This window comes from Salinilacihabitans rarus (genome assembly GCF_024296665.1).
In the GTDB taxonomy this organism is placed as follows: Archaea; Halobacteriota; Halobacteria; order Halobacteriales; family Natrialbaceae; genus Salinilacihabitans; species Salinilacihabitans rarus.
The window spans coordinates 2,881,121-2,900,958 of the sequence record NZ_CP100762.1 but is presented as its reverse complement, the minus strand read 5'-3'; the positions used below and the strand labels follow the sequence as shown (position 1 = coordinate 2,900,958).

Genomic DNA, 19,838 nt, shown 5'->3' with positions numbered 1-19,838 from the left:
TCACGAGAGATAGCACCACCATGACGGCCATCACCACGACTGCGACCGCCCGCGTCTATCGGACCCTCGGAGAGGTATATCTCGAACCACCGACGGCCGACCAACTCGACGCACTCGGCGAGTGGGCCGACGCCTGGCTCACCCACGCCGACGGAACACTGCCCGCGAACGTCGAATCCCCCCTGGAAACGATTCGCGAGACCGACCGCGACGACGTCGAAGACGTCTCGCCAGCCTTTCCGCGTCTCTTCCGGGGACTTTCCGAGGCGTCACCGGACCCGCCGTACGAGTCCCTCTATCGTGAGGGGACCATCTACGGCGCGTCGACCACGGCAGTGCGCAACGAGTACAGGGAAGCCGGTCTGGACATCACGGACGACGACGAACACGAACCGGCGGACCACGTCGGTATCGAACTCCAGTTTCTCGGCGAGTTGCGGGCCAGGGAAGCGAGCGGCGACGTCGAAAGCGTCGAACGGCAGCGTACGTTCATCCGGGACCACCTCGAGCAGTGGTTCGGTGAGTTCAAAGCCGCCGTGTTGCAGTCGAATCCGCCCGAACATTACGCGGCGGTCGTTCGCCTGACCGACGCGGTTCTGTCGGCTGAATCCGAGCGATTGGAGGTGGTCGTTACGGAGACGGCGTGATCCGAAATCCTCGACTTCGCTGACACGGATCAGCGGGCGTTCGACGAGAGGTAGTACAAGACGGGAGCGACGCGGGGCGGCGTTGGTTATCTTTCCGTTCGAGGTCCGCGGCGAGCGCTGCGATCACCCGACGGCTCTTCTCGGAAAAGAGCCGGACCGTACCGTCGTCGTTGACCACGACCTCGCTGCTGCTCGGGTCCGTTCGCCCGCGCAGACTCGTCACTCCGGTCCTCGCGTTGCGATGCGGGAGAAGTGGGCCGGCGCAGATGTCGAACCACGGTCGGAGCGAAGCTCCTCCCTGATTCGAATCTGCGCGCCGTCGTCGACTCCCGCACGTCGGTTGCCTCGCGTCGCAGCCGCGCCGCTCGGCGGTTTGAAGTGCGGGAGAAGTGGGCCGGCGCAGATTCGAACTGCGGTTACGGCCACCCGAAGGCCGAAGGATACCAAGCTACCCCACCGGCCCGCACTCGAACCGTGGGCGTCCGGTCGTTTAACGCTTCCGAAAACCCCCTGCCGGGACGCCTGGACGCCACCCGCGCGGTCAGAGCAGCGATTCTACCTGCCGGCGGGTCTCGGCTTCGGTCCCCGAGTTGTCGACGACGTGGTGGTCGATCGCCGGGCGCTCGAACTCCGCGCGCAGGAGGCGGTGGACCTCGAAGTCGGCGTCGCTCTCGTCGCCCTCGCGCGCGGCGATCCGCTCGCGGACGACGTCCTCGGCGCAGGTCACCCGGACGAGGTCGAAGGCCGCGTCCGCGCCGGCCGCGAGCGCGCGGGCCCGCCGGCGCAGCGGCGCCCGCCGGAAGGTGCCGTCGAGGACGACGGGACGGCCGCGGTCGAGGGCGTCGCTCGCGCGCTCGAACACCGCGTCGTAGGTCGCGCGGGTCTCGGCGTCGGCGTACAACGGCTCGGGGAACAGGTCCTTTCGCACCACGTCGGTCCGCAGGAGCGTCGCCCCGAGGCGCTCGCCGACGGTCCTGGCGACCGTCGTCTTCCCCGTCCCCGGCAGCCCGCAGACGACGACCAGTCGCGTTCGCTCGGACATGTCGTTCGTCGCAAGATGCGACGGCGGGGTCTTGTCGGTTGCGCTTCCCGACGGTCAGAACCGCTCGTAGCCGTCGGTGTCGAGGAAGTGGTGGGCGACCGCGACCGCGTCGTCGGCGTGTAGCAGTGTCGGCCCGAGGCGAACCCGCAGGTCGGCCGCCGATTCGAGTTCGGCGGCCTCCTCGTCGGTGAAGTCCCGGTGGTCCGAGAGGACGAAGACGGGGTCCTCGGGGACGGACGCGTCGACGATCGGCTCGCCGTCCTCGTGGAGCTGGACGACGGTCCCCTCGTCGGCGACGGCCGCGAGCGTCTCGGCGACGCCCCGGCGGTAGAGTTCGACGCCGGGGCTGGGTTCGGCGGGGAGCGCCCCGATGGCCTCCTCACGGTGCTCTAAGGCCTTCCGGACGAGCGCGGCGGTGCTTCGCTCGTCGGGGTTGAGTCGCCGCAGGTCGGCCCCGTCGAAGACGATCGTCAGTTCGTCGCGGGCGACGAGGTGGACGCGGACGTCCTCGCGGATGCCGTGGGAGGTCAGAAGCGAGGCGGTGATCGACCGGCAGAGCGCGTCGAGGCGACCGGCGCCGCCGGCGAGGTCGTCGAGCGAGAAGTCTGGCTCGGTGGGGACGTCGTGGCCGATGAGCACGAACTGGCGCATGGCGGATCGACGGGCGCGGCGGGAATAGGCGCCCCGGTTCGCATCCGGGTCGGGCGGGGGCAGGACGGAAGGCGAAAGGAGACGGCGCGGGACGGGCGACCCGGCCGCGCCCACGGCGACGATCACGGACGGTGGGACACGGCGCATCCGTGGCCGGCGGATGCGCGTTTCGACGGACGACGGCGACCCCTATCACTATCTGGCGCGTACCGATTCGAGGGGTCGAGGTTACCGCCGTCCCCGTCCGCGGGCCGCGAACGGGCCGGCGAGCCGACCCGGAGTACGCGAGCCGTACGCGACGCGGCCGGCGGACGTCGACCGGTGCCTACCGCCCCGCGCCCGTCGCGTCGAGCCCCGTAAGTCGGACGTACTCGAGGCCGGGTGCGCCGTCGCGGACCCACGCGGCGACCGCGAGGGCGAACAGGCCGAGCTGGAGCCACTCGAACGGCCCCATCGCGTAGTAGGTGAGGATGGCGTCGAGGATGCCGGCGACGGCAACCTCCTCGGGCGCCGGGAGCAGCGGCCAGACGAGGTACGCCGCGGTCGCGGGGTCGCCGGCGAACGCCGCGGGCGGGACGTCGGCGAGCAGGTGCGAGAGGTGCCCGACGACGAACGCGACCCCCGCCTCGGCGCGGCCCGCCGAACGGGCGAGCGCGTAGACTACGGGCAGGGCCAGCGCGGCGAACAAAAGCGAGTGCGCGAGCGTCCGGCCGGCGGGGAGGACGCCGGCCGTCCACGCCAGCGGCTTGTCGAGCAGGTCCGGCGCCTGCGAGCCGACGGCGAGCGCGACCGCCGGCAGCGCTCGCGGCGTCCGGCCGTAGCGTCGACGGGCGTAGACGCGGTAGCACAGGTACGCGACGGCGAGGTGTCCCCAGGGCCACATCGGCCCGGGCTTCGCTCACCGGCGGCATAGGCGCTTCGGCTCCCGACGCGTCGCGAGCCGTGACCGTCAGCCGAACCCACATTGCAGGGGCAGGGCCAACGGTTTCCGCCGCGTCGGGCGACACCTCGGTGTATGGCGGAATCACTGTCGAGCGGGCGCGGCGTGCTGTCGGCGCTCGAAGGGCGGGGCTGCGAGTTCTGCGCGGACGGGACGCTCGTCCGCGAGCGGTACAAGGGAAACAGGGCGGCCGTCTGCGATAGCTGCGGCACGCCCCGGGCGCAGTTCTGGGCGATTTCGGGCGAGTGATCGGGCCGTCGCGGCCGGCGGGGGCCGGTGCCACGGGCCGCGGTCGACCCGACAGGGGTGCGCCGATCTGCCACCCTCACCGGGTGCGACTCGCCGGATAGTCGTGGCCGACGATCAGCGCGAGCGCGTTGACCGCAAGCAGCCCGAGGACCAGCCAGAGCCGCGCGAGCGAGTCCACCCCGAGGACGAACACCGGGAGGTAGGCGACCGGCAGGAGCGCCGAGCCAGAAGCCGACGACGGTGATCGCTCGCCCGGGTCCGCGTCGCATCCGTCACCGCATCGACTCGAGGTCGACGTACGAGCCTTCGTGGGCCGTGATCCAGGTCGTCAGTAGCTCCTCCTCGCTCGCCTCCCGCGGGAAGAGCGCACACTCGTTCGGCGCGTCGTCGTTCTCGACCGTGACGTGATCGATCGGCGGCGACTGCGGGTCGGCGCCGTCGCGCCGGGTGTCGACGTCGGGGTCCGAGCTCATGACGGGTCTTCGGTACGGCCGAGCGGGGTATTGTTATCGATAGGCTATACCTTCCCGGCGCGACGAACCGGCCCCGTTGGCTCCGAATTCAGTCGAATTGACCGGGGTCGAGCGACGGCGGCGATCGGCGCGGACGACCGCGCTACGGGCCACAGCCCGCCAGTAGGAGGGGTCTTCCGCCGGGGTAAGCACCGCTTTCGAACGGTTTTCACCCCGACGCCCACCCGTTCGGGGCGGGCCGCTCGCCGAGGGTCACCTCGACGGTCGTCGGGTCGCCGTCGCGCAGGAGGCGGATCGGCACGGTATCGCCCGGACTCGTGTCGAGGGCGAGGAACGTCGTGAGCGCGTGCATGTCGGGGATCGGCTGCCCGGCCATCTCGCGGATCACGTCGCCGCCGACGGGGAGGCCGGACCCGTCGGTCCCGTCGGTCCCGTCGCTCCCGTCGAGGACGCCCGCCGCGGGCCCCTCCCGGAGGACGTCCACGACGATGACCCCCGACGCCTCGTCGAGGTCGTTCGCCGCGGCGATCCGCCGGTCGACGGTCGCGAGTTCGACCCCGAGGAAGGAGTGGCGGTACCTGCCGGTCTCGATCAGCGACGGGACGACGCGCCGCGCCAGCGCCGCCGAGACGGCGAAGCCGACGTTCTCGCCGCCCGTGGCGTGGACGACGCCGACGACGTCGCCGTCGAGGTCCACGAGCGGCCCGCCGCTGTTGCCCGGGTTGAGGGCGGCGTCGGTCTGGACGACGTTCGGTAGCGAGAACCGCGCGCCCGGCGGCGCGTACGACCGGTTGACGCCGCTGACGATCCCCTGTGACATCGAGCCTTTGAGCCCCAGCGGGTTGCCGATCGCGAGCACCTCCTGACCGACGACGGGCCGGCGCTCGGACAGCGACAGCGGCGCCGCGGCGTCGGGGACGTAGTCGGCGTCGAGCACCGCGAGGTCGCTGTAGGGGTCCGTACCGACGACCGTCGTGCCGCTCCAGTCGCCGGTGACGTACTGGAGGTCGACCGCGTCGGCGCCGGCGACGACGTGGTGGTTCGTGAGCAGGTACGAGTCGCCGTAGCGAAACGCGGACCCGGAGCCGCGTCCCTCCTCGCCGGTCGCGGGGTCGGTGACGCCGTCGACCTGCACGAGCGCGACGGAGTCGATCGTCGCCTCGTAGACGTCGGTGTACGTCGACCCGTCCGCGCGGTTCTCGCGGTCGATTCCCGCCCCGACGGAGGAGTTGCCGCGCATCGACGCGTCCGACGCCTCGCTCCGCGGCCCTGCACACCCCGCGAGCGTCCCGGCGACCGCGGCGCCGGCCGCGAGGAACGCGCGGCGACCGAGTGGTGCCTGTCGCATACGCGATCGGTCGGACGCCACGTATTTCAACCTCGGCTATTCGACCGCTCGGCGGCGAGCGCCGAAGGGAAAGCGTGTTACCGGCGGCGCGCCCACGGGTGGACATGACGCTCACCGACGACGCCCGCGCGGCGCTCGCGACGGGGCCGGTCTGTGACTCCTGTCTCGGGCGCCCGTTCGCCGACCGGAGTTTCGGTCTGGCAAACGCCGAGCGGGGGCGGGCGCTGCGGACGACCGTCGCCATGGAAGACGACGAGCCCTTCGAGGCCGTCGAGCCCGCCGACTGCTGGGTCTGTGAGGGGTACTGCGGCGCCTTCGACGCGCTCGCGGAGACGGTCGTCGACGCCCTCGACGGCGTCGGGTTCGAGACCTATCAGGTCGGCAGCCGCGTCCCGCCGCTGGTCGAGGAGAACGAGGAACTGCTGCGCGAGGACGCCGGCCTCCCCGCCGACGCCGGCGAACCGCTCAAGCGCGAGGTCAACCGCGAGGTCGGCCGCCGCGTCGGCGCGGCGACCGGTGCCGACGTCGAGTTCGAACGGCCCGACGTGCTCGTCGTCCTCGACCTCGAGGCGTTCGACCCGCGCGACGACGACGAGGTCACGAGCCACGCGGTCGACGTCCAGGTGAACCCGGCGTTCGTCTACGGTCGCTACCGGAAGCTCGAACGGGAGATCCCGCAGACGGAGTGGCCCTGCCGCGAGTGTGGCGGCGACGGCGTCCAGCTCGGCGACGAGGGCGAGGAACCCTGCGAGCACTGTGGCGGCTCGGGGTACATGTACGAGACGAGCGTCGAGCAGGCCGTCCGCCCGCACGTCGTCGAGGCGATGGACGGCGACGAGGGCAAGTTCCACGGCGCCGGTCGCGAGGACGTCGACGCCCGGATGCTCGGCGCGGGCCGGCCGTTCGTCCTCGAAGTGAAACGCCCCCGAAAGCGGCGCCCGGACGTCGAGGCCCTCGAACGCGAGATCAACGAGGCCACGGCCGGCGCGGTCGAGGTCGAGGGGCTGCGGCTGGCGACCTACGAGATGGTCGAGCGCGTCAAGGAACACGACGCGAGCAAGCGCTACCGCGCGGACGTCGCCTTCGACGAACCCGTCTCCGCCGACGAGTTCGAGGCCGCACTGGCCGAACTCGGCGGGACGACCGTCGAGCAGTACACCCCCCAGCGCGTCGACCACCGGCGGGCGAACCTGACCCGCACGCGGACCGTCTACGAGATCGACGGCGAACTGCTCGAAGCCGACCGCGCCGAGGTCGACATCCACGGCGAGGGCGGGCTCTACGTCAAGGAGCTGATAAGCGGCGACGACGGCCGCACGGAGCCGAGCCTCGCGGGACTGCTCGGCGTCGGCGCCGAGGTCACCGCGCTCGACGTGACGGGGGTCGAGGGCGAGGACGAGCCGTTCGAGCGCGAGGCGTACTTCCGGGACGAACCCCGGGACGACTGAGCGGGACCGGCTTCCGGGTCGCTCGTCGAGTTCTTCGTCGTCCGTCCGCGCGCCCGTCTCACGTACCCGCCGTGGAGTCACAACCGTTATGCCGGCCGGTTACGAGGGATCGGCCATGCCGTTCGGCGTCGACGAGGCGGGGAAGGGGCCGGCGCTCGGGTCGATGTTCGCGGCGGCGGTCTGGGTCGACGACCGCGCGCGCCTGCCCGACGGAATCGCCGACTCGAAGCGTCTCGCGCCCACACGCCGCGAGGAGTTGGCGGGGCGGATGCGCGCGAGCGACGGGGTCCGGATCGGCGTCGCCGAGGTCACCCCCGCGCGGATCGACGACCCCGAGACCGACATGAACTCGCTGGCGGTCGCGGCCCACGCCGAGGCCATCGAGGCCGCCGCCGACGCGGCCGGAACGGAGGGACCCGCGGGACTGTGCGACGCCTGCGACACCGACGCAGACCGCTTCGCGCGGCGGGTCGCCGACGCCTGCGGGATCGACGCGACCGTCGAGGCGCGCCACGGCGCCGACGACGAGGACGCCCTCGTCGGCGCGGCGAGCGTGATCGCGAAGGTCGAACGCGACGCCCACGTCGCCGCCATCGCGGCCGAGTACGACGAGTACGGCGGCGTCGGCAGCGGCTACCCGAGCGACCCGGCGACGCGGGCGTTCCTCGAAGCGTACGTCGACGACCGGGGCGAGTTACCCCCGTGCGCGCGGTCGTCGTGGGCGACCTGCGAGGAGGTGCTTGCGACCGCCGAGCAGGCGAGTCTGGGGGAGTTCTGAGTCGAGCGGTGCGTGCGTGTGCAACCGTCGTGGCTACCCGTCCGGCACGGAGTCGAGCCGGATGCCAACCTGTACGAACTGCGGCCGGCCGGTGTCGCGAAGAACGGTGACCCGGTGTCTAGCGGTCGGTCAGCAGCCGCCGGAGGATGTCGCCGTAGGCGGGCCGGGTCACGAGGACGCCGACGAGGACGCCGAGGATCGTGATGATCGCGAACCCGCGGAGGTCCCCGAGGGAGAGCAGCGCCAGCGGCGAGAGGGCGACGATCGTCGTCGCCGCGGCGGCGCCGATGACCCAGAACGCCTTCTTGAACCGCGACTCGAACACGCGCCGGGAGTTGACGTCGCCCTCGTCTAACACCTCGTCGGCGATGATGACGAGGTCGTCGACCCCCGTCCCGACGACGGCGATGAAGCCGGCGACGTGCGAGAGGTCGAGTGGCATCCGGATCAGCGCCGCAAAGCCGAGCAGGATGACGACCTCCGAGACCGCCGTCAGGATCATCGGGACGGCGACGCGCGCGTCGGTGTAGCGCAGGTAGACGACGCCGCTGACCGTCACGACCGAGAACAGGCCGATGAACAGCGAGTAGACCTTGAACTGCTCGGCCAGTGCGGGCTGGAGCGAGTAGACCTGATCGTTCTCGAAGTCAAGCGGCGCGGTCAGCGCGCCGGCCTGGAGGTTGACCGACAGCACCTGCGCCTCCTGGCGGTCCTGCGTGGGCAGGATGTACGTCGGGCTGTTCTTCCACTGGCCGGACTCCATGTCCGCGCCGAGGTCGGGATTCATCCCACGGGCGTCGACGACCTCGCCGTCGACCCGGGTGAGCAGGCAGTGGCCCTCGCTGGAGCCGTTCTCCTCGTAGCGGCAGACGGGGTCGCTCGTAAAGCCCGTGTCGACCATCTTCTGCTCGAACTGCTCGGCCGCGTCGTCCTCGAGGGTCACCGCGACGTAGTAGTACCCCTCCCGGTCGTTGTACTGGGGGGGACTGATCGTGTCCATCTCGTCGCGCGTGAGGACGACCTCGTTGACGTGCTCGCCGTCCTCGCCGGGGTAGTGGGCGACGACGTCGACGACGCCGCGGTCTTCCAGCAGGCCCCGGACCTCCTCGTAGGTCATGTCCGGCACCTCGACGACGATGTAGTGTTGGTTGCCCGACCCGGAGGACGAGTCGAAGACGCGCGCACCGCTGAGCCCCGCCTCGTTGACCTTCGTCTCGACGGTCGTCACGATCTCGTCGCGGGTCTGGGCGGTGACCCCGTCGCGGACGTCCGATTCGGTGGCGTCGACGCCGGCCTCGTTCAGCGCCGCGGCGAACTCCGCTTTCGTGACGTCCTCGACGAACACCTCGACGGTGAACTCGTTGCTGCCCTCGTCGTAGCGGACGGCCGCGTCGCCGGTTTCGAGGTCGAGTTCCTCGGAGAGCGTCGCCTCGACCTCGTCCTCGCGGTCGGCGACGACCTGCGGGTCGTCCGTCGTCGGGTCGACCCCGAGGTCGACGTCCTCGACGGTCATTCCGACGACCGGCGCGCTGACGCGGGTGCCGCCGTCGAGGCCGAGGCCGTACTCGAGGTTCGTCGGACTCTCCCGGAAGCTCTCGTCTTCCGCCCCGGCGTAGCTGTCGTCGGCGAAGACGCCCCCGGGGACGAACAGCGCGACGAGCGCGAACGCGACGAAGACCCCGAGCAGGGCGATCCGCCAGTTCTCGCGCAGGGCCCCGATCATCGGGCCACCCCCTCGAACTTGTACCAGCGAAGCAGGCTGAGGTTCAGCATGTAGGTGTTCAGCAGGTCGGTCGCGAGGCCGACGACGAGGATGATCCCGATCGACGCGAGCAGGTCGATGCCGAACGCCCACGCCGAGATGGCCATCACGAACATCGCCGACATCGACGTGACGGTCATCGTGACGCCGGTCTGCATCGCCCGGTACGTGCTCTCGTAGAAGCTACCGCTCCGGCGGAGGATGTGGTTGTTCAGCAGGATGTCTGAGTCGACCGAGTAGCCGATCAGCATCAGCAACGCGGCGATCGTCCCCAGCGAGAGCGGGATACCGACGACGTTCATGAACGCGAGCGGGATCATCACGTCGGAGAACGCCGAGACGACGATGGCGATCGACGGGACGAACGTCCGAAAGAGCACGAACGCGAGGAGGCTCATGCCGACGAACGCGGCGGAGAGGCCCAGCAGCGCGGTCCGCAGGGTCTCGAGGCCGAAACTGGCCGAGGTCGACGACGCCGAGAGGACGACCTCGTCGGAGCCCTCGATCGGCTGGAGGTTCGACGCCGCCTGTTCCCTGAGCTGGGTGAGGCGGTTCTCCCCGTCGCCGCTTGCCTCCCCGTCGACGTCGTCGGCGGCGGGGAACTTGACGATGTACTGGTCTTCGGTCTGGATCGACTGGATCGACTCGGGCTCCTCGTCGAACGCGGCCGGAATGTCCCCTTCCGGCGTCGACGTCTGGACGGTGAGCTCCGAGCCCCCGGAGAAGTCCATCCCCAGCTGGACGGGGGTCCCGTAGACGACCCAGCCGCCCGCGAGGACGAGCAACGCGACCGCGAGAAGCGCGAGCGGAACCGCCGCAAGTTGACGGTTCGTGTACCGTGAGTAGTCGATCTCCGGTACCTCGAAATAGCCCATATATTCGCCCTGTGTCCCCCGGCCAAAGTAAGCCTTCTCAATTCGTCAGCCACCCACCGCCGAAGCAGTTCCGTTCGGATGACTCCGGTGGGGAGTCGGCCCTGCCATCGTCGGCGGAACCGTGGCACGGCGCGTACGCGTTCCTCCCACGGCTTTCGCCGTGGGTTCGCTACCGCTGTGACGGGACCCCCGTCCGCGGGGCACGCCACACCTTTGCCCGTCGATCCCCTACCGTCGCGCATGAGCGCCGATCCGAGCGAGCGCGCGGACGGGACCGCAAAGCGAGTCGTCGTCTCCTACCCCGAGGACCTCTCGAATTGGGGGCGGTTTCAGGTCGAGAAACCCTCGTTCCGGGCGTTCCTGCGCAAGACCCGCGAGGAGGCCCGCGAGGGCGACGTCTGGGAGGAGTTCGTCGGCGTCGGCTGCTGTGGCAACACCCTCGACGTCCCTCTGCACGTCGAGCGCGTCGAGGGCGGCCCGCGGGTCGACGAGGACACCGACATCGAGTACGACGTGCGCGAGGCCTGTGACATTCAGGGAAGCTGGCGCGTCCAGAGTCAGGGCGGGCCGGGCAGGGCGTGAGCGACCACTCGAACGGTTATTCCTGCGGCGCGCGGTCGGCCGGGCCGGCGAGCGAGGCCGATGCCGCTCAGTCCGGGAGGTAGCGGACGCTGAGTACGCCCTCCTCGGGCGACCGGCGCACCTCGACCCGGACGGCCCCGAGGCGGGCCGCCCGCGCGACCGTCTCGACGTCCTCCAGGACGTCGCGGGCCGCGCTCTCGGTCTCCGCCGGCGGGAGCGAGAGGACGTGGATCTCGCCGGCACCGGCGCGCTCGGTCCGGACCAGATCCCCGACGTCGGCCTCGCCCGCGGCCTCGACGGACTGGCGGGTGGGTTCGAGGTCGCTGTCGACGAGGTCGATCGTCCGTCGTTCGTCGACCTCGACGACCTTCCAGGTGACCGACAGCGGCGGGTCCGGCGCGACGGTCGCCTCGATGACGTCGTGGACCTCGACGCCCGGGTTAGACGAGAGGGTGTGTACCTGCGCGGTGTCGACGTCGCGGACCACGGCCGACTCGGACTCGGCGTGAGTGACGACGAACGTGCCCGTCTTCTCGGTCATGGGAGGGCGTTCGTCGGCGACGGCTTTTGGGGTTTCGTCTCGCGGCCGCCGCCGACGCTACTCGACCTCTTCGAGGGCCAGTTGCGACTCGGGGAGCGTCTGGCCGCCGTCGACGACGAGCGTCGTCCCGGTTATGTACCCGGCCCGGTCGGAGGCGAGAAACGCCACCGCGTGGCCGACGTCCTCGGGCGTGCCGAGTTCCCCCTTCGGGATGGACTCGCGCATCCGGTCGAGGTACTCCTCGCCGAGGTCGTCGAGCCCGCCCGTGCGGACGTTCCCCGGGAGCACCGCGTTGATCGTGATGTCCGCGTCGGCGACCTCGATGGCGGCGGTCCGCACGAAGCCGAGCATCGCGGCCTTGCTCGCGCCGTAGTGGGCCCAGCCGGGGTAGCCGACCATCGGCCCCGTGATCGAGGAGGTGAGCACGATGCGGCCGTAATCGTGCTCGCGCATGTACGGCAGACACGCCTGCACGGAGAGGAACGCCCCCTTCACGTTGACGTCGTTGACCCGGTCCCAGTCGTCGACCGACAGCTCTTCGAGCGGCGCCGACGGGAAGATGCCCGCGTTCGCACACAGCACGTCGATGCGGCCGTACTCGTCGACGACGGCCTCGGCGAGCGCCTCGGTCGACTCGCGCTCGGTCACGTCGACCCCGACGGCCGTCGCCGGCCCCGGGAGGTCGTCGGCCGCCGCCTCGGCGGCCGGTTCGTCGACGTCGGCGACGACGACCGTCGCCCCGTCGTTCGAGAGCACCTCCGCGATACCGTAGCCGATCCCGCTCGCACCGCCGGTCACGATGGCTATCGAGTCCTCGACTGTCATCTGAATCCCCACCGGTGGTACGCGGGGTGTGAACCTAAGCGTACCTCCGGCGCGGCCTCACCGCGAGAGCCGGTGGACGGCGTAGATCGACGCCGCGGCGGCGCAGACGACCGCGAGGCCGACGGTCGGCGGCAGTTCGTACAGCCGGGCGACGACCGGCCCGAGGGGGCCGCCGGCGGCCTCCCGGTGTTCCGGCGGGACCGTCGCCACGAGGCCGACGTAGAGCCAGCCGCAAAACCAGAAGCCCGCGAGCGCCAGCCGGCGGTCGTAGCGGGCGTCGTCGGCGCCGCGGCGGTGCCGGCGCGCGACCAGCAGGATCGGCGCGAGGATCGGCACGAGCAGGGCCACCCCGACCAGCAGGACGAACGACCGCGAGAACGCGAGTGTCGCGGAGGCGTCGGCGGTCGCGTCGATGACGACGATCAGCCCGAGCGCGAACAGCAGCGCGATCAGGGCCGCGAGCGCCGCGCCCACGAGGGCGTAGAGTCTGAACAGGAGGGAGTCGCTGTGGCGGAACGCGAACCAGAGCGCCCCGGGCAACCCCCGGTAGCCGTCCTCGCCCATCGCCGGGACGTTCGGCCCGCGGGCGAATATACCCCGCGCCGGCCCGCGCGCGCCGAGAGCGGGGCCATGACGGAACGCCTTTGGCCCCGGCCGTCGCCGTCTCGCGCATGGACGTCGACATCGGGAACGCGCTCGCGTCGGTCGCCTCGCCGGGCGTCTCGCGGGACGCCCTCGAACGGCTGGACGAGCGGGTCGCGGACGCCCACGAGCGCATCGAGGCCGGGCGGGCGAACGACGAGCACGGCTACGCCGCGCTGAACCTCCCCGAACGGACGGACCCGGACGAGGTCGGCGCGGCGGTCGACCCCGTCGCGGACGCCGACGCGCTCGTGACCGTCGGCATCGGCGGCAGCGCGCTGGGCGCCGCCACGATCACGGACGCGCTCGGCGACGACACGGAGACCGTCTTCCTCGACAACGTCGACCCCGCGTGGGTCTCCGCGCGCCTCGCCGACCTGCCGTTAGAGCGGACGGCGGTCAACGTCGTCTCCCGGTCGGGGACGACCGCGGAGACGCTCGCGAACTTCCTCGTCGTCCGCGAGGCGTTCGCGGCGGCGGGCGTCGACTGGACCGAGCGGACGGTCGTCACGACCGGCGACGCGGGGCCGCTTCGGGACCTCGCGGACCGCCACGGCCTGCCCGCGCTCGCGGTCCCGGACGGCGTCCCCGGCCGGTTCTCGGCGCTGTCGGCGGTCGGGCTGGTCGCCGCCGCGGTCTGCGGGGTCGACCTCGAAGCGCTGCTCGACGGCGCGCGGGCGGAGGCCGAGAGCCTGACGGGGTCGCTGTTCGAGTGTCCCGCCTACGCCTACGGCGCGACGGCGTACGCCCTCGACGGGCGCGGGGCCGGGATCAACGCGATGATGCCGTACGCGGAGTCGCTCGAAACCTACGCCGAGTGGTTCGCCCAGCTGTGGGCCGAGAGCCTCGGGAAGGACGACCTCGGGCAGACGCCGGTGCGCGCGCTCGGGGTCACCGACCAGCACTCCCAGCTACAGCTCTACCGGGCCGGGCCGCGGGACAAACTGGTGACGTTCGTCCGGCCGCGGGCGGGCGCGGATCGGCCGATCCCCGCCACCGAGGTCGACGCCCTCGCCTACCTCGGGGACGCGACGCTCCGGGAACTGCTCGACGCCGAGTTCGCGGCGACCGAGGCGAGTCTGGCGGCCGCGGGCCGGCCGAACGTCCGCGTCGAAATCGAGCGCGTCGACGCGCGCGAACTCGGCGGGCTGCTGTACGGGATGGAGGCCGCCTGCGTCCTCGCGGGCGAACTCTACGGCGTGAACGCCTTCGACCAGCCGGCCGTCGAGTGGGCGAAGAAGGCCACCCGCGGGCTGCTCGGCGGGGATGACGGGGCGGCCGAGGCGGTCGCCGAGAAGACGGAACTGCGCGTCGAACGGTGATCCTATGAGGGTCCGGCCGAACGATCACCCATGAACGAGACAGCGCGGGCCGACGACGGCCCTCTCGCGGCCGACGGCGCCGCCTCCGCCGCGGGCGCCGCCCTCGCGGCGGTCGCCGCCGGCGGCGTCGCCGTCCCGATCCGTCGCGGCGTCGCGGAGCCGGCCGTCGCGACGGCGACCGTCCTCGCGCTCGTCGCGCTCGGCGCGTTCCTCGCCCGCCGGTACGGCGTCGTCGAGCGGCGACGCGCCGGAGCGGTCGCCGTCGCCGCCAGCGTCGGCGTCGTCCTCTCGTCGGGGTACGCGCTCAACGTCGGCGCGACCGGCGACGTCGGGCTGCCGGGGCTCTCGGGGACGCTCCCGTTCGTGTTCGTGACGTTCCTCGCGGGCGGCGGGGCGGCCGGCCTCGGCGTCGCCCAGTACGCGGGCGTGTCGAACGCGGGGCTGTGGCGGCGGACGACGCTCGCGGTCGAGTTGACGATCGTCGGCGCCGCCGGCCTGATCGCGACCCAGATCGGGACGGTGCTCGTCGCGTTGCCCGTCTTCGCGGCGGTCGGCGAGCCGACCCAGGGAGGGCTCGTCGCGCTGAGTCAGGTCGGCCGGGCCGTCGGTACGCTCGCCCTCGTGGTCGGCTACCTCCGGCTGAAGGGGTACGACCTCGGCTTCGTCGACCTGCGCGTCCCGTCGCTGCGCGACCTCGCGTGGGGAATCGGGGGCGTGATCGCGCTGTTCGCCGCGGTGGTGGCGATCACGGAGCTCATGGCCGCGGTCGGGGCCGAGAGCTCACAGCACGGGACCGCCCAGCAGGCCGAGCAGAACCCGGAACTGATGCTGGTGTACGTCCCCGCGGCGATCCTGGTCATCGGGCCGTTCGAGGAGTTGCTCTACCGCAACGTGATCCAGAAGTCGCTGTACGGCGTCTTCTCGCGGGCGGGCGCGGTCGTCGTCGCGAGCGTCATCTTCGCCGCGGTCCACCTGACGGCCTACGACACGGCCGCGTTCGGGGCCGTCCTCGCCAGCCTCGCGACCGTCTTCGGGCTCTCGTTGACGCTCGGAATCGTCTACGAGCGCACGGAGAACCTGCTCGTCCCCGCGGCGGTCCACGGCCTCTACAACGCCATCGTCTTCGCCAACCTCTACGGCGCGTACGCCTGAGAAGCGCGTCGAGGCCGGGCTACGTCGGGTTCTTCCGCGCCAGCCCGGAGCCGCAGATCGGACAGCGGTCTTTCTCCTCGTCGAACTCGCGGCCACAGCCCCGACACTGGAACCGCCAGTCGCGCACCTCGGAGATGCCCTCGCGGGCGATCACCTCGACGTCGACGTTCAGCTTCTCGGCGACGTTTTGCATCGCGTAGTCGTCGGTGACGAGCGTGGCGTCGAGTTCGAACGCGGCGGCGACGAGGCGGACGTCGGTCTCGGAGAGCACGTCGAGGTCGCCGGACTCGCGGGCGGCCCGGTGGACCGTCTCGGTGGTGTCGTCGTTGGGGATGTGGACGTGCATCCCCGACCCCTCCATGGCGTCGTAGCGGTAGGCGCTCTCGTCTTCGAGTTCCTCGCGGACGAGCGGGATCGTCGCGGTCTGTTCGGTCGTGTGGAAGTCGTGGATAAAAGCCGACGAGTCGAGAACGTACATACCCTTAGCGCGTGACGACAATGTAGTCTTTCACCGCCTGAACGCGGCTGACGGGGACGAGAAACCGGCCGGCGTCGTCGTACTTGAACCGGACGGCGTCGAGGGCGAGTTCCTCGTCGGGTTCGACGACGAGGTCGTGGAGGCTGCCCGATTTGAGGTCCATCGTGATGTTGTAGAGCATCCCGAGTTCCGTACCGTCGGATCCCATGACGGCCTTCCCCGAGAGGTTCTCGGCGAGTATCTCGCTCATACACCCCCGTTTCGGGTAGTCGATATTAAAAACCACGGGGGTGTCTGACGCGCGTCGGCGTCGCGTCGTTCGCGGGGGAGACCCGGATGACGATGGGTTTAACTACGGGCGTACGGACGTTTTTGCAAGGACCTTCTCGGGTGGTTCACTATGTCGGATACGGATACGCGCGACCCCACGTCTCTCAGAACGCCGATCGTCGCCGTCCTCGGACACGTCGATCACGGTAAGACGAGTCTCCTCGACAAGATCCGCGGCTCCGCGGTCATCGAGGGCGAAGCAGGTGCGATCACCCAGCACATCGGGGCCACGGCCGTCCCGCTCTCCGTCATCTCCTCGATCGCCGGCGAACTCGTCGACCCCGACGACTTCGACCTGCCCGGTCTGCTGTTCATCGACACCCCGGGGCACCACTCCTTTACGACGCTTCGCTCCCGCGGGGGCGCGCTCGCCGACATCGCCATCCTCGTCGTCGACGTCAACGACGGCTTCCAGCCCCAGACCCTCGAAGCGCTCGACATCCTGAAACGCTCGCAGACGCCCTTTATCGTCGCCGCGAACAAGATCGACACCGTACCCGGCTGGAACCCGACCGAGGACGCGCCGATCACCCGAACCTACGAGGACCAGTCCGACCGGGTCCGCTCGCGACTCGACGAGAGCCTCTACGAGATCATCGGCAACCTCTCCGAGGAGGGTTTCTCCGCCGACCTCTACTGGCGGGTACAGAACTTCCAGCGCAACGTGGGCGTCGTCCCCGTCTCCGCGATGACCGGCGAGGGCGTGCCGGACCTGCTCGCCGTGATGATGGGCCTCTCCCAGCGGTACATGAAAGAGGAGATGGAGATCGACGTCGCCGGCCCCGGCGTCGGCACCGTCCTCGAGGTCAAAGAGGAGAAGGGGTTCGGGACGACCATCGACACCGTCATGTACGACGGGACGATCCGCACCGACGACACGATCGTCGTCGGGGGGATGAACGATCCGATCGTCACCGACGTGCGCGCGCTGCTCCAGCCACGCCCGCTCGCCGAGATCCGCACCGAGAACCGCTTCGAGAAGGTCGACGAGGTCGGCGCCGCGGCCGGGATCAAGGTCGCCGCCCCCGACCTGGCGGACGCGATGGCCGGCGCCCCCGTCCGGGTCGTCCGCGACCGCGACCGCGAGGAAGTGATCCGCGAGGTCGAGGCCGAACTCGCGGACATCGCCGTCGACACCGCAGACGAGGGGGTCGTCGTCAAGGCCGACACCCTCGGCAGCCTCGAAGCGATGGCCGACGCGCTCTCCGAGGCCGAGGTGCCCATCGTCCGCGCGGAGGTCGGCGACGTCGCGCCGCGGGACGTCTCGGTCGCCTCGACCGCCGACGACCCCAAAGAGCAGGTCATCCTCGGGTTCAGCGTCGACGTCCTCCCGGACGCCGAGCGCCGCGCCGAGGACGACGACGTCCGCATCTTCACCGACGACGTCATCTACCAGTTGATCGAGGAGTACGAGGAGTACGTCGAAGGGATCGAACGCGCCCAGCAGGACACCATCCTCAAGAACATCACCCGGCCCGCCCGCTTCCGGGTGCTGCCGGATCACACCTTCCGCCAGAGCGACCCCGCGGTCGTCGGCGTCGAGGTCAACTCCGGCACCCTCCGGAACAACGCCTTCGTCGTGAACTTCGAGAACAACGAACCCGAGCGGGTCGGCCAGATCAAGGGGATACAGGAGCAAGGCGAGGACGTCGACGAGGCCCGCGCGGGCGAGCGCGTCTCCGTCGCCATCGACGGCCCGACGGTCGGCCGGCAGGTCAAGGAGGACGACGAACTCTGGACGGAGATTCCCGAGAAGCACGCGAAGATTCTGGAGCAGGAACTGGCGAGCGAGATTCCGGCCGACGAACTCGAAGCGCTGAACATGTACCTCGAGAAGCGGCGCAAGCGCGACCCCTTCTGGGGGAAGTAGACGAAATCGTACACACAACTGTGTACAACGACTAAATGAGACGCGCCATTAGTAGCGACTGCAATGGAGTGCTTCAATTGGCCCTCTGATTTCCTCTTTTAGCATCTCTTCTGCGGTATTGAATCGGTCGTTGTATTCTGATAGTCCAAATTCAGAGTAGTCGCTTTGCTTGGGGTTGTCTACCTTGCGGTGGAGAAATGAGTTAGTGTCGTGAATTTTATTGAAGGCTTCCAGCAGAATCTCATGCTGTTCGTCGCTGAGAAAAACTGCGGCCCTATCCATTGCTCGCTCATACTTATGATACCAGTCAATCACATCATCATACTCTTCTTGTGAAATCTCTCCGTACACAGCCTTATCTGCCGTTTTCTTGTACTCCCGCCGTGTCTCTTCGAGAATCGCATAGAGGCTCATCAGCGCCTCCACCTTCTGCTGAAGATAATACTCTCCTCTCCGTCGTTCTGTCTCGGCTTGCTGTCTGATTCGGAGGTTTTCGCGTTCGGCTTCCATTCTTTGCCGTGTAGATAGCCAATTGAACGCGCCAGTGACCAATGAACCTATTATAGCCCCGCTTACACCGATAACAGCGCCGATAACCGTGTCTGAGACCATATCGGCTGTTCACAACCTTGATACATCAAAGAGTGGGGGTCGTGTCCGTCACTATCCTATCAGTGTGGGTTTCGAGCGGAATTAGAGCGGGATGAGTAGGGTGCGTGCTTTTCTCGCGGACGTATATGCTGCCGCTGGTGTGGCGGCTATGCATCTCTGGATGAAACTACGAAACGGGTTACAGGGTTAACGTAGCCTCTCTATCGGCTCCGCTACTTCCCATCGGAGGACGGAGTTTGCTTCCGCGTAGGCTTCGTTGAATTCGTCAAAATCGAACATCGATGCGCGCCTTTCAATCTCTTCTTCATGTAAAAATTCTGAATGTAGTAAATGATTTTCAATCTCACTAATGTTCTCTTCAGTGGCTTCAAGAAGGAATAACTGAGCATTCACTAACTGAAAGTGATAGGTGTCAATTGGCTCCATCTTCTCATTATCCAAAAACATCCCTGCAGCGTTGCCCTTCGCTTCGACTTCTGAAGGCAGTTGTAGAAGCCGTTCCACAGGAAGACTTTCGTCATCAACAGCGAGTGAGAGACATTTCAGTATAAATTTGTATGAATGGCTGATTTCTGAAGACAAGTCCAACAGTTCGTTAACTTTCCTCTCTGCAACAAATTCGGCCCGTTGTCGCTGGTTGGCTGACTGTACCTGCTGCTGTGTATTGAGATAGTTGAACCCACCAGTCAGAAGCGAACCGACAATAACGCCCCCGAGTGTGCTGAGCACTGTCTCTGAGACCATACCCGCTCTTTGCAACTGTGATACATCAAAGCGCGGGAGAGAGCGCGCAGTCTGATGGCCCACCAGCCGCGTGTGCACCCCCTCTGTAAGACCTAATTTTGCCACGGTGGGGTCGCACTACCCTTGAGACGTGAATCGCCGTACAGCGCGGTGATAACTATTCTGATAAACTCATTCTGATAGTTCCGTCGGTACTCGAACAGACCGTTGATAGGGGTGAAATCGCCAGACGGGAGCGCGATTCGCCCCGATATTTTTGTGTGAACAATCTGTTGTACAATTCGGTGGCTTCTGGGGGAAGTGAGAGGCGAGTAGTTTTTTGTCCGACCGACGCGGAAGCGACCGCATGGTCTCCCGCGAAAACCGCGTCGTCGCCAGCTTCGTCGCGCTGGCGCTCGCCCTCACGGTACTCGCGGTCACGGTCACGGACTGGGGGTCGCGGGCGGTCGTCGCGATCCTGCTCGTCGTCGGCGTCTTCCTGCCGCAGGCGGTCACCGCGTCCCTGAACCGCGGGTGACGGCGGCGGC

General features: G+C 68.9%; 23 protein-coding genes, 1 tRNA gene and 1 pseudogene. 9 read left to right on the top strand and 16 right to left on the bottom strand.

Annotated features, from left to right (window positions below; genetic code table 11):
- Positions 1–20 precede the first annotated feature (20 nt).
- Positions 21–647, top strand: a complete 627-nt coding sequence (locus NKG98_RS15265) for a TorD/DmsD family molecular chaperone (RefSeq protein ID WP_254766857.1) — start codon at positions 21–23, stop codon at positions 645–647.
- A gap of 390 nt (positions 648–1,037) precedes the next feature.
- Here NKG98_RS15265 and NKG98_RS15260 read toward each other — a convergent pair.
- The 4 genes from NKG98_RS15260 to NKG98_RS15245 form a co-directional block, all read right to left on the bottom strand.
- Positions 1,038–1,110, bottom strand: a tRNA-Pro gene (locus NKG98_RS15260).
- Positions 1,111–1,188: 78 nt separating this feature from the next.
- Positions 1,189–1,689 carry a P-loop nucleotide/nucleoside kinase family protein gene (locus NKG98_RS15255; protein WP_254766855.1) on the bottom strand — a complete coding sequence of 167 codons (501 nt, stop codon included), beginning with the start codon at positions 1,687–1,689 and terminating at the stop codon, positions 1,189–1,191.
- A 54-nt stretch (positions 1,690–1,743) separates the two neighbouring features.
- A complete protein-coding gene (trmY, locus tag NKG98_RS15250) occupies positions 1,744–2,340 on the bottom strand; it encodes a tRNA (pseudouridine(54)-N(1))-methyltransferase TrmY (protein ID WP_254766854.1) in 597 nt (198 codons plus the stop codon).
- A gap of 325 nt (positions 2,341–2,665) precedes the next feature.
- Positions 2,666–3,223, bottom strand: a complete 558-nt coding sequence (locus tag NKG98_RS15245; RefSeq protein ID WP_254766853.1) for a metal-dependent hydrolase — start codon at positions 3,221–3,223, stop codon at positions 2,666–2,668.
- Positions 3,224–3,355: 132 nt separating this feature from the next.
- Here NKG98_RS15245 and NKG98_RS15240 point away from each other — a divergent pair, with 132 nt between their 5' ends.
- Positions 3,356–3,529: an HVO_A0556 family zinc finger protein gene (locus NKG98_RS15240; RefSeq protein ID WP_254766852.1), complete on the top strand. Its 174-nt coding sequence runs from the start codon at positions 3,356–3,358 to the stop codon at positions 3,527–3,529.
- A gap of 76 nt (positions 3,530–3,605) precedes the next feature.
- On the opposite strand, the pseudogene NKG98_RS15235 reads toward NKG98_RS15240, so the two are convergent.
- The 3 genes and pseudogenes from NKG98_RS15235 to NKG98_RS15225 all read right to left on the bottom strand — a co-directional run bounded on the left by NKG98_RS15235 (position 3,606) and on the right by NKG98_RS15225 (position 5,350).
- Positions 3,606–3,798, bottom strand: a pseudogene (locus tag NKG98_RS15235) (DUF8028 family protein).
- 3 nt (positions 3,799–3,801) lie between these two features.
- On the bottom strand, positions 3,802–4,002 hold the full coding sequence (locus tag NKG98_RS15230) for a DUF7511 domain-containing protein (protein WP_254766851.1): 201 nt from the start codon (positions 4,000–4,002) through the stop codon (positions 3,802–3,804).
- A 208-nt stretch (positions 4,003–4,210) separates the two neighbouring features.
- The gene (locus NKG98_RS15225; RefSeq protein ID WP_254766850.1) at positions 4,211–5,350 is read right to left on the bottom strand and encodes a S1C family serine protease; all 1,140 of its coding nucleotides are present in this window, start codon (positions 5,348–5,350) and stop codon (positions 4,211–4,213) included.
- Positions 5,351–5,454: 104 nt separating this feature from the next.
- On the opposite strand from NKG98_RS15225, the gene NKG98_RS15220 reads away from it, so the two are divergent.
- Both NKG98_RS15220 and rnhB read left to right on the top strand, forming a co-directional pair.
- Complete coding sequence (locus NKG98_RS15220) at positions 5,455–6,798, top strand: tRNA pseudouridine(54/55) synthase Pus10 (protein ID WP_254766849.1); 1,344 nt, start codon at positions 5,455–5,457, stop codon at positions 6,796–6,798.
- A 115-nt stretch (positions 6,799–6,913) separates the two neighbouring features.
- The gene (gene rnhB, locus NKG98_RS15215) at positions 6,914–7,576 is read left to right on the top strand and encodes a ribonuclease HII (protein ID WP_254766848.1); all 663 of its coding nucleotides are present in this window, start codon (positions 6,914–6,916) and stop codon (positions 7,574–7,576) included.
- A 118-nt stretch (positions 7,577–7,694) separates the two neighbouring features.
- Here the strand turns inward: rnhB and NKG98_RS15210 are convergent, their stop codons facing one another.
- The gene (locus NKG98_RS15210; protein ID WP_254766847.1) at positions 7,695–9,299 is read right to left on the bottom strand and encodes a preprotein translocase subunit SecD; all 1,605 of its coding nucleotides are present in this window, start codon (positions 9,297–9,299) and stop codon (positions 7,695–7,697) included.
- A complete protein-coding gene (gene secF / locus NKG98_RS15205) occupies positions 9,296–10,213 on the bottom strand; it encodes a protein translocase subunit SecF (protein ID WP_254766846.1) in 918 nt (305 codons plus the stop codon). Before secF ends, NKG98_RS15210 begins: the two co-directional genes overlap by 4 nt.
- A 240-nt stretch (positions 10,214–10,453) precedes the next feature.
- Here secF and NKG98_RS15200 point away from each other — a divergent pair, with 240 nt between their 5' ends.
- Complete coding sequence (locus NKG98_RS15200) at positions 10,454–10,795, top strand: DUF7968 family protein (protein WP_254766844.1); 342 nt, start codon at positions 10,454–10,456, stop codon at positions 10,793–10,795.
- A gap of 67 nt (positions 10,796–10,862) precedes the next feature.
- On the opposite strand, the gene NKG98_RS15195 is transcribed toward NKG98_RS15200, so the two are convergent.
- The 3 genes from NKG98_RS15195 to NKG98_RS15185 are packed head-to-tail and all read right to left on the bottom strand — an operon-like array spanning position 10,863 to position 12,725.
- Complete coding sequence (locus NKG98_RS15195) at positions 10,863–11,336, bottom strand: DUF5812 family protein (protein ID WP_254766843.1); 474 nt, start codon at positions 11,334–11,336, stop codon at positions 10,863–10,865.
- A 57-nt stretch (positions 11,337–11,393) separates the two neighbouring features.
- Complete coding sequence (gene fabG, locus NKG98_RS15190; RefSeq protein WP_254766841.1) at positions 11,394–12,161, bottom strand: 3-oxoacyl-ACP reductase FabG; 768 nt, start codon at positions 12,159–12,161, stop codon at positions 11,394–11,396.
- Between the two features lie 57 nt (positions 12,162–12,218).
- On the bottom strand, positions 12,219–12,725 hold the full coding sequence (locus NKG98_RS15185) for a DUF8056 family protein (protein WP_254766839.1): 507 nt from the start codon (positions 12,723–12,725) through the stop codon (positions 12,219–12,221).
- 107 nt (positions 12,726–12,832) lie between these two features.
- Between NKG98_RS15185 and NKG98_RS15180 the strand changes: the two genes are divergently transcribed.
- Together NKG98_RS15180 and NKG98_RS15175 are read left to right on the top strand one after the other, a co-directional pair.
- A complete protein-coding gene (locus NKG98_RS15180; RefSeq protein ID WP_254766837.1) occupies positions 12,833–14,125 on the top strand; it encodes a glucose-6-phosphate isomerase in 1,293 nt (430 codons plus the stop codon).
- 30 nt (positions 14,126–14,155) lie between these two features.
- Complete coding sequence (locus NKG98_RS15175; protein ID WP_254766835.1) at positions 14,156–15,277, top strand: CPBP family intramembrane glutamic endopeptidase; 1,122 nt, start codon at positions 14,156–14,158, stop codon at positions 15,275–15,277.
- Between the two features lie 19 nt (positions 15,278–15,296).
- Here NKG98_RS15175 and NKG98_RS15170 read toward each other — a convergent pair whose 3' ends face one another.
- Positions 15,297–15,755, bottom strand: a complete 459-nt coding sequence (locus NKG98_RS15170; RefSeq protein ID WP_254766833.1) for an NOB1 family endonuclease — start codon at positions 15,753–15,755, stop codon at positions 15,297–15,299.
- Between the two features lie 4 nt (positions 15,756–15,759).
- Positions 15,760–16,005 carry a PRC-barrel domain-containing protein gene (locus tag NKG98_RS15165; RefSeq protein ID WP_254766831.1) on the bottom strand — a complete coding sequence of 82 codons (246 nt, stop codon included), beginning with the start codon at positions 16,003–16,005 and terminating at the stop codon, positions 15,760–15,762.
- A 150-nt stretch (positions 16,006–16,155) separates the two neighbouring features.
- Between NKG98_RS15165 and infB the strand changes: the two genes are divergently transcribed.
- A complete protein-coding gene (gene infB, locus NKG98_RS15160) occupies positions 16,156–17,955 on the top strand; it encodes a translation initiation factor IF-2 (RefSeq protein ID WP_254766830.1) in 1,800 nt (599 codons plus the stop codon).
- Positions 17,956–18,003: 48 nt separating this feature from the next.
- Here infB and NKG98_RS15155 read toward each other — a convergent pair whose 3' ends face one another.
- A complete protein-coding gene (locus tag NKG98_RS15155) occupies positions 18,004–18,567 on the bottom strand; it encodes a hypothetical protein (protein WP_254766829.1) in 564 nt (187 codons plus the stop codon).
- A gap of 186 nt (positions 18,568–18,753) precedes the next feature.
- Complete coding sequence (locus NKG98_RS15150; RefSeq protein WP_254766828.1) at positions 18,754–19,416, bottom strand: hypothetical protein; 663 nt, start codon at positions 19,414–19,416, stop codon at positions 18,754–18,756.
- A 241-nt stretch (positions 19,417–19,657) separates the two neighbouring features.
- On the opposite strand from NKG98_RS15150, the gene NKG98_RS15145 reads away from it, so the two are divergent.
- Positions 19,658–19,828: a DUF7987 family protein gene (locus tag NKG98_RS15145; RefSeq protein WP_254766827.1), complete on the top strand. Its 171-nt coding sequence runs from the start codon at positions 19,658–19,660 to the stop codon at positions 19,826–19,828.
- Positions 19,829–19,838 lie beyond the last annotated feature (10 nt).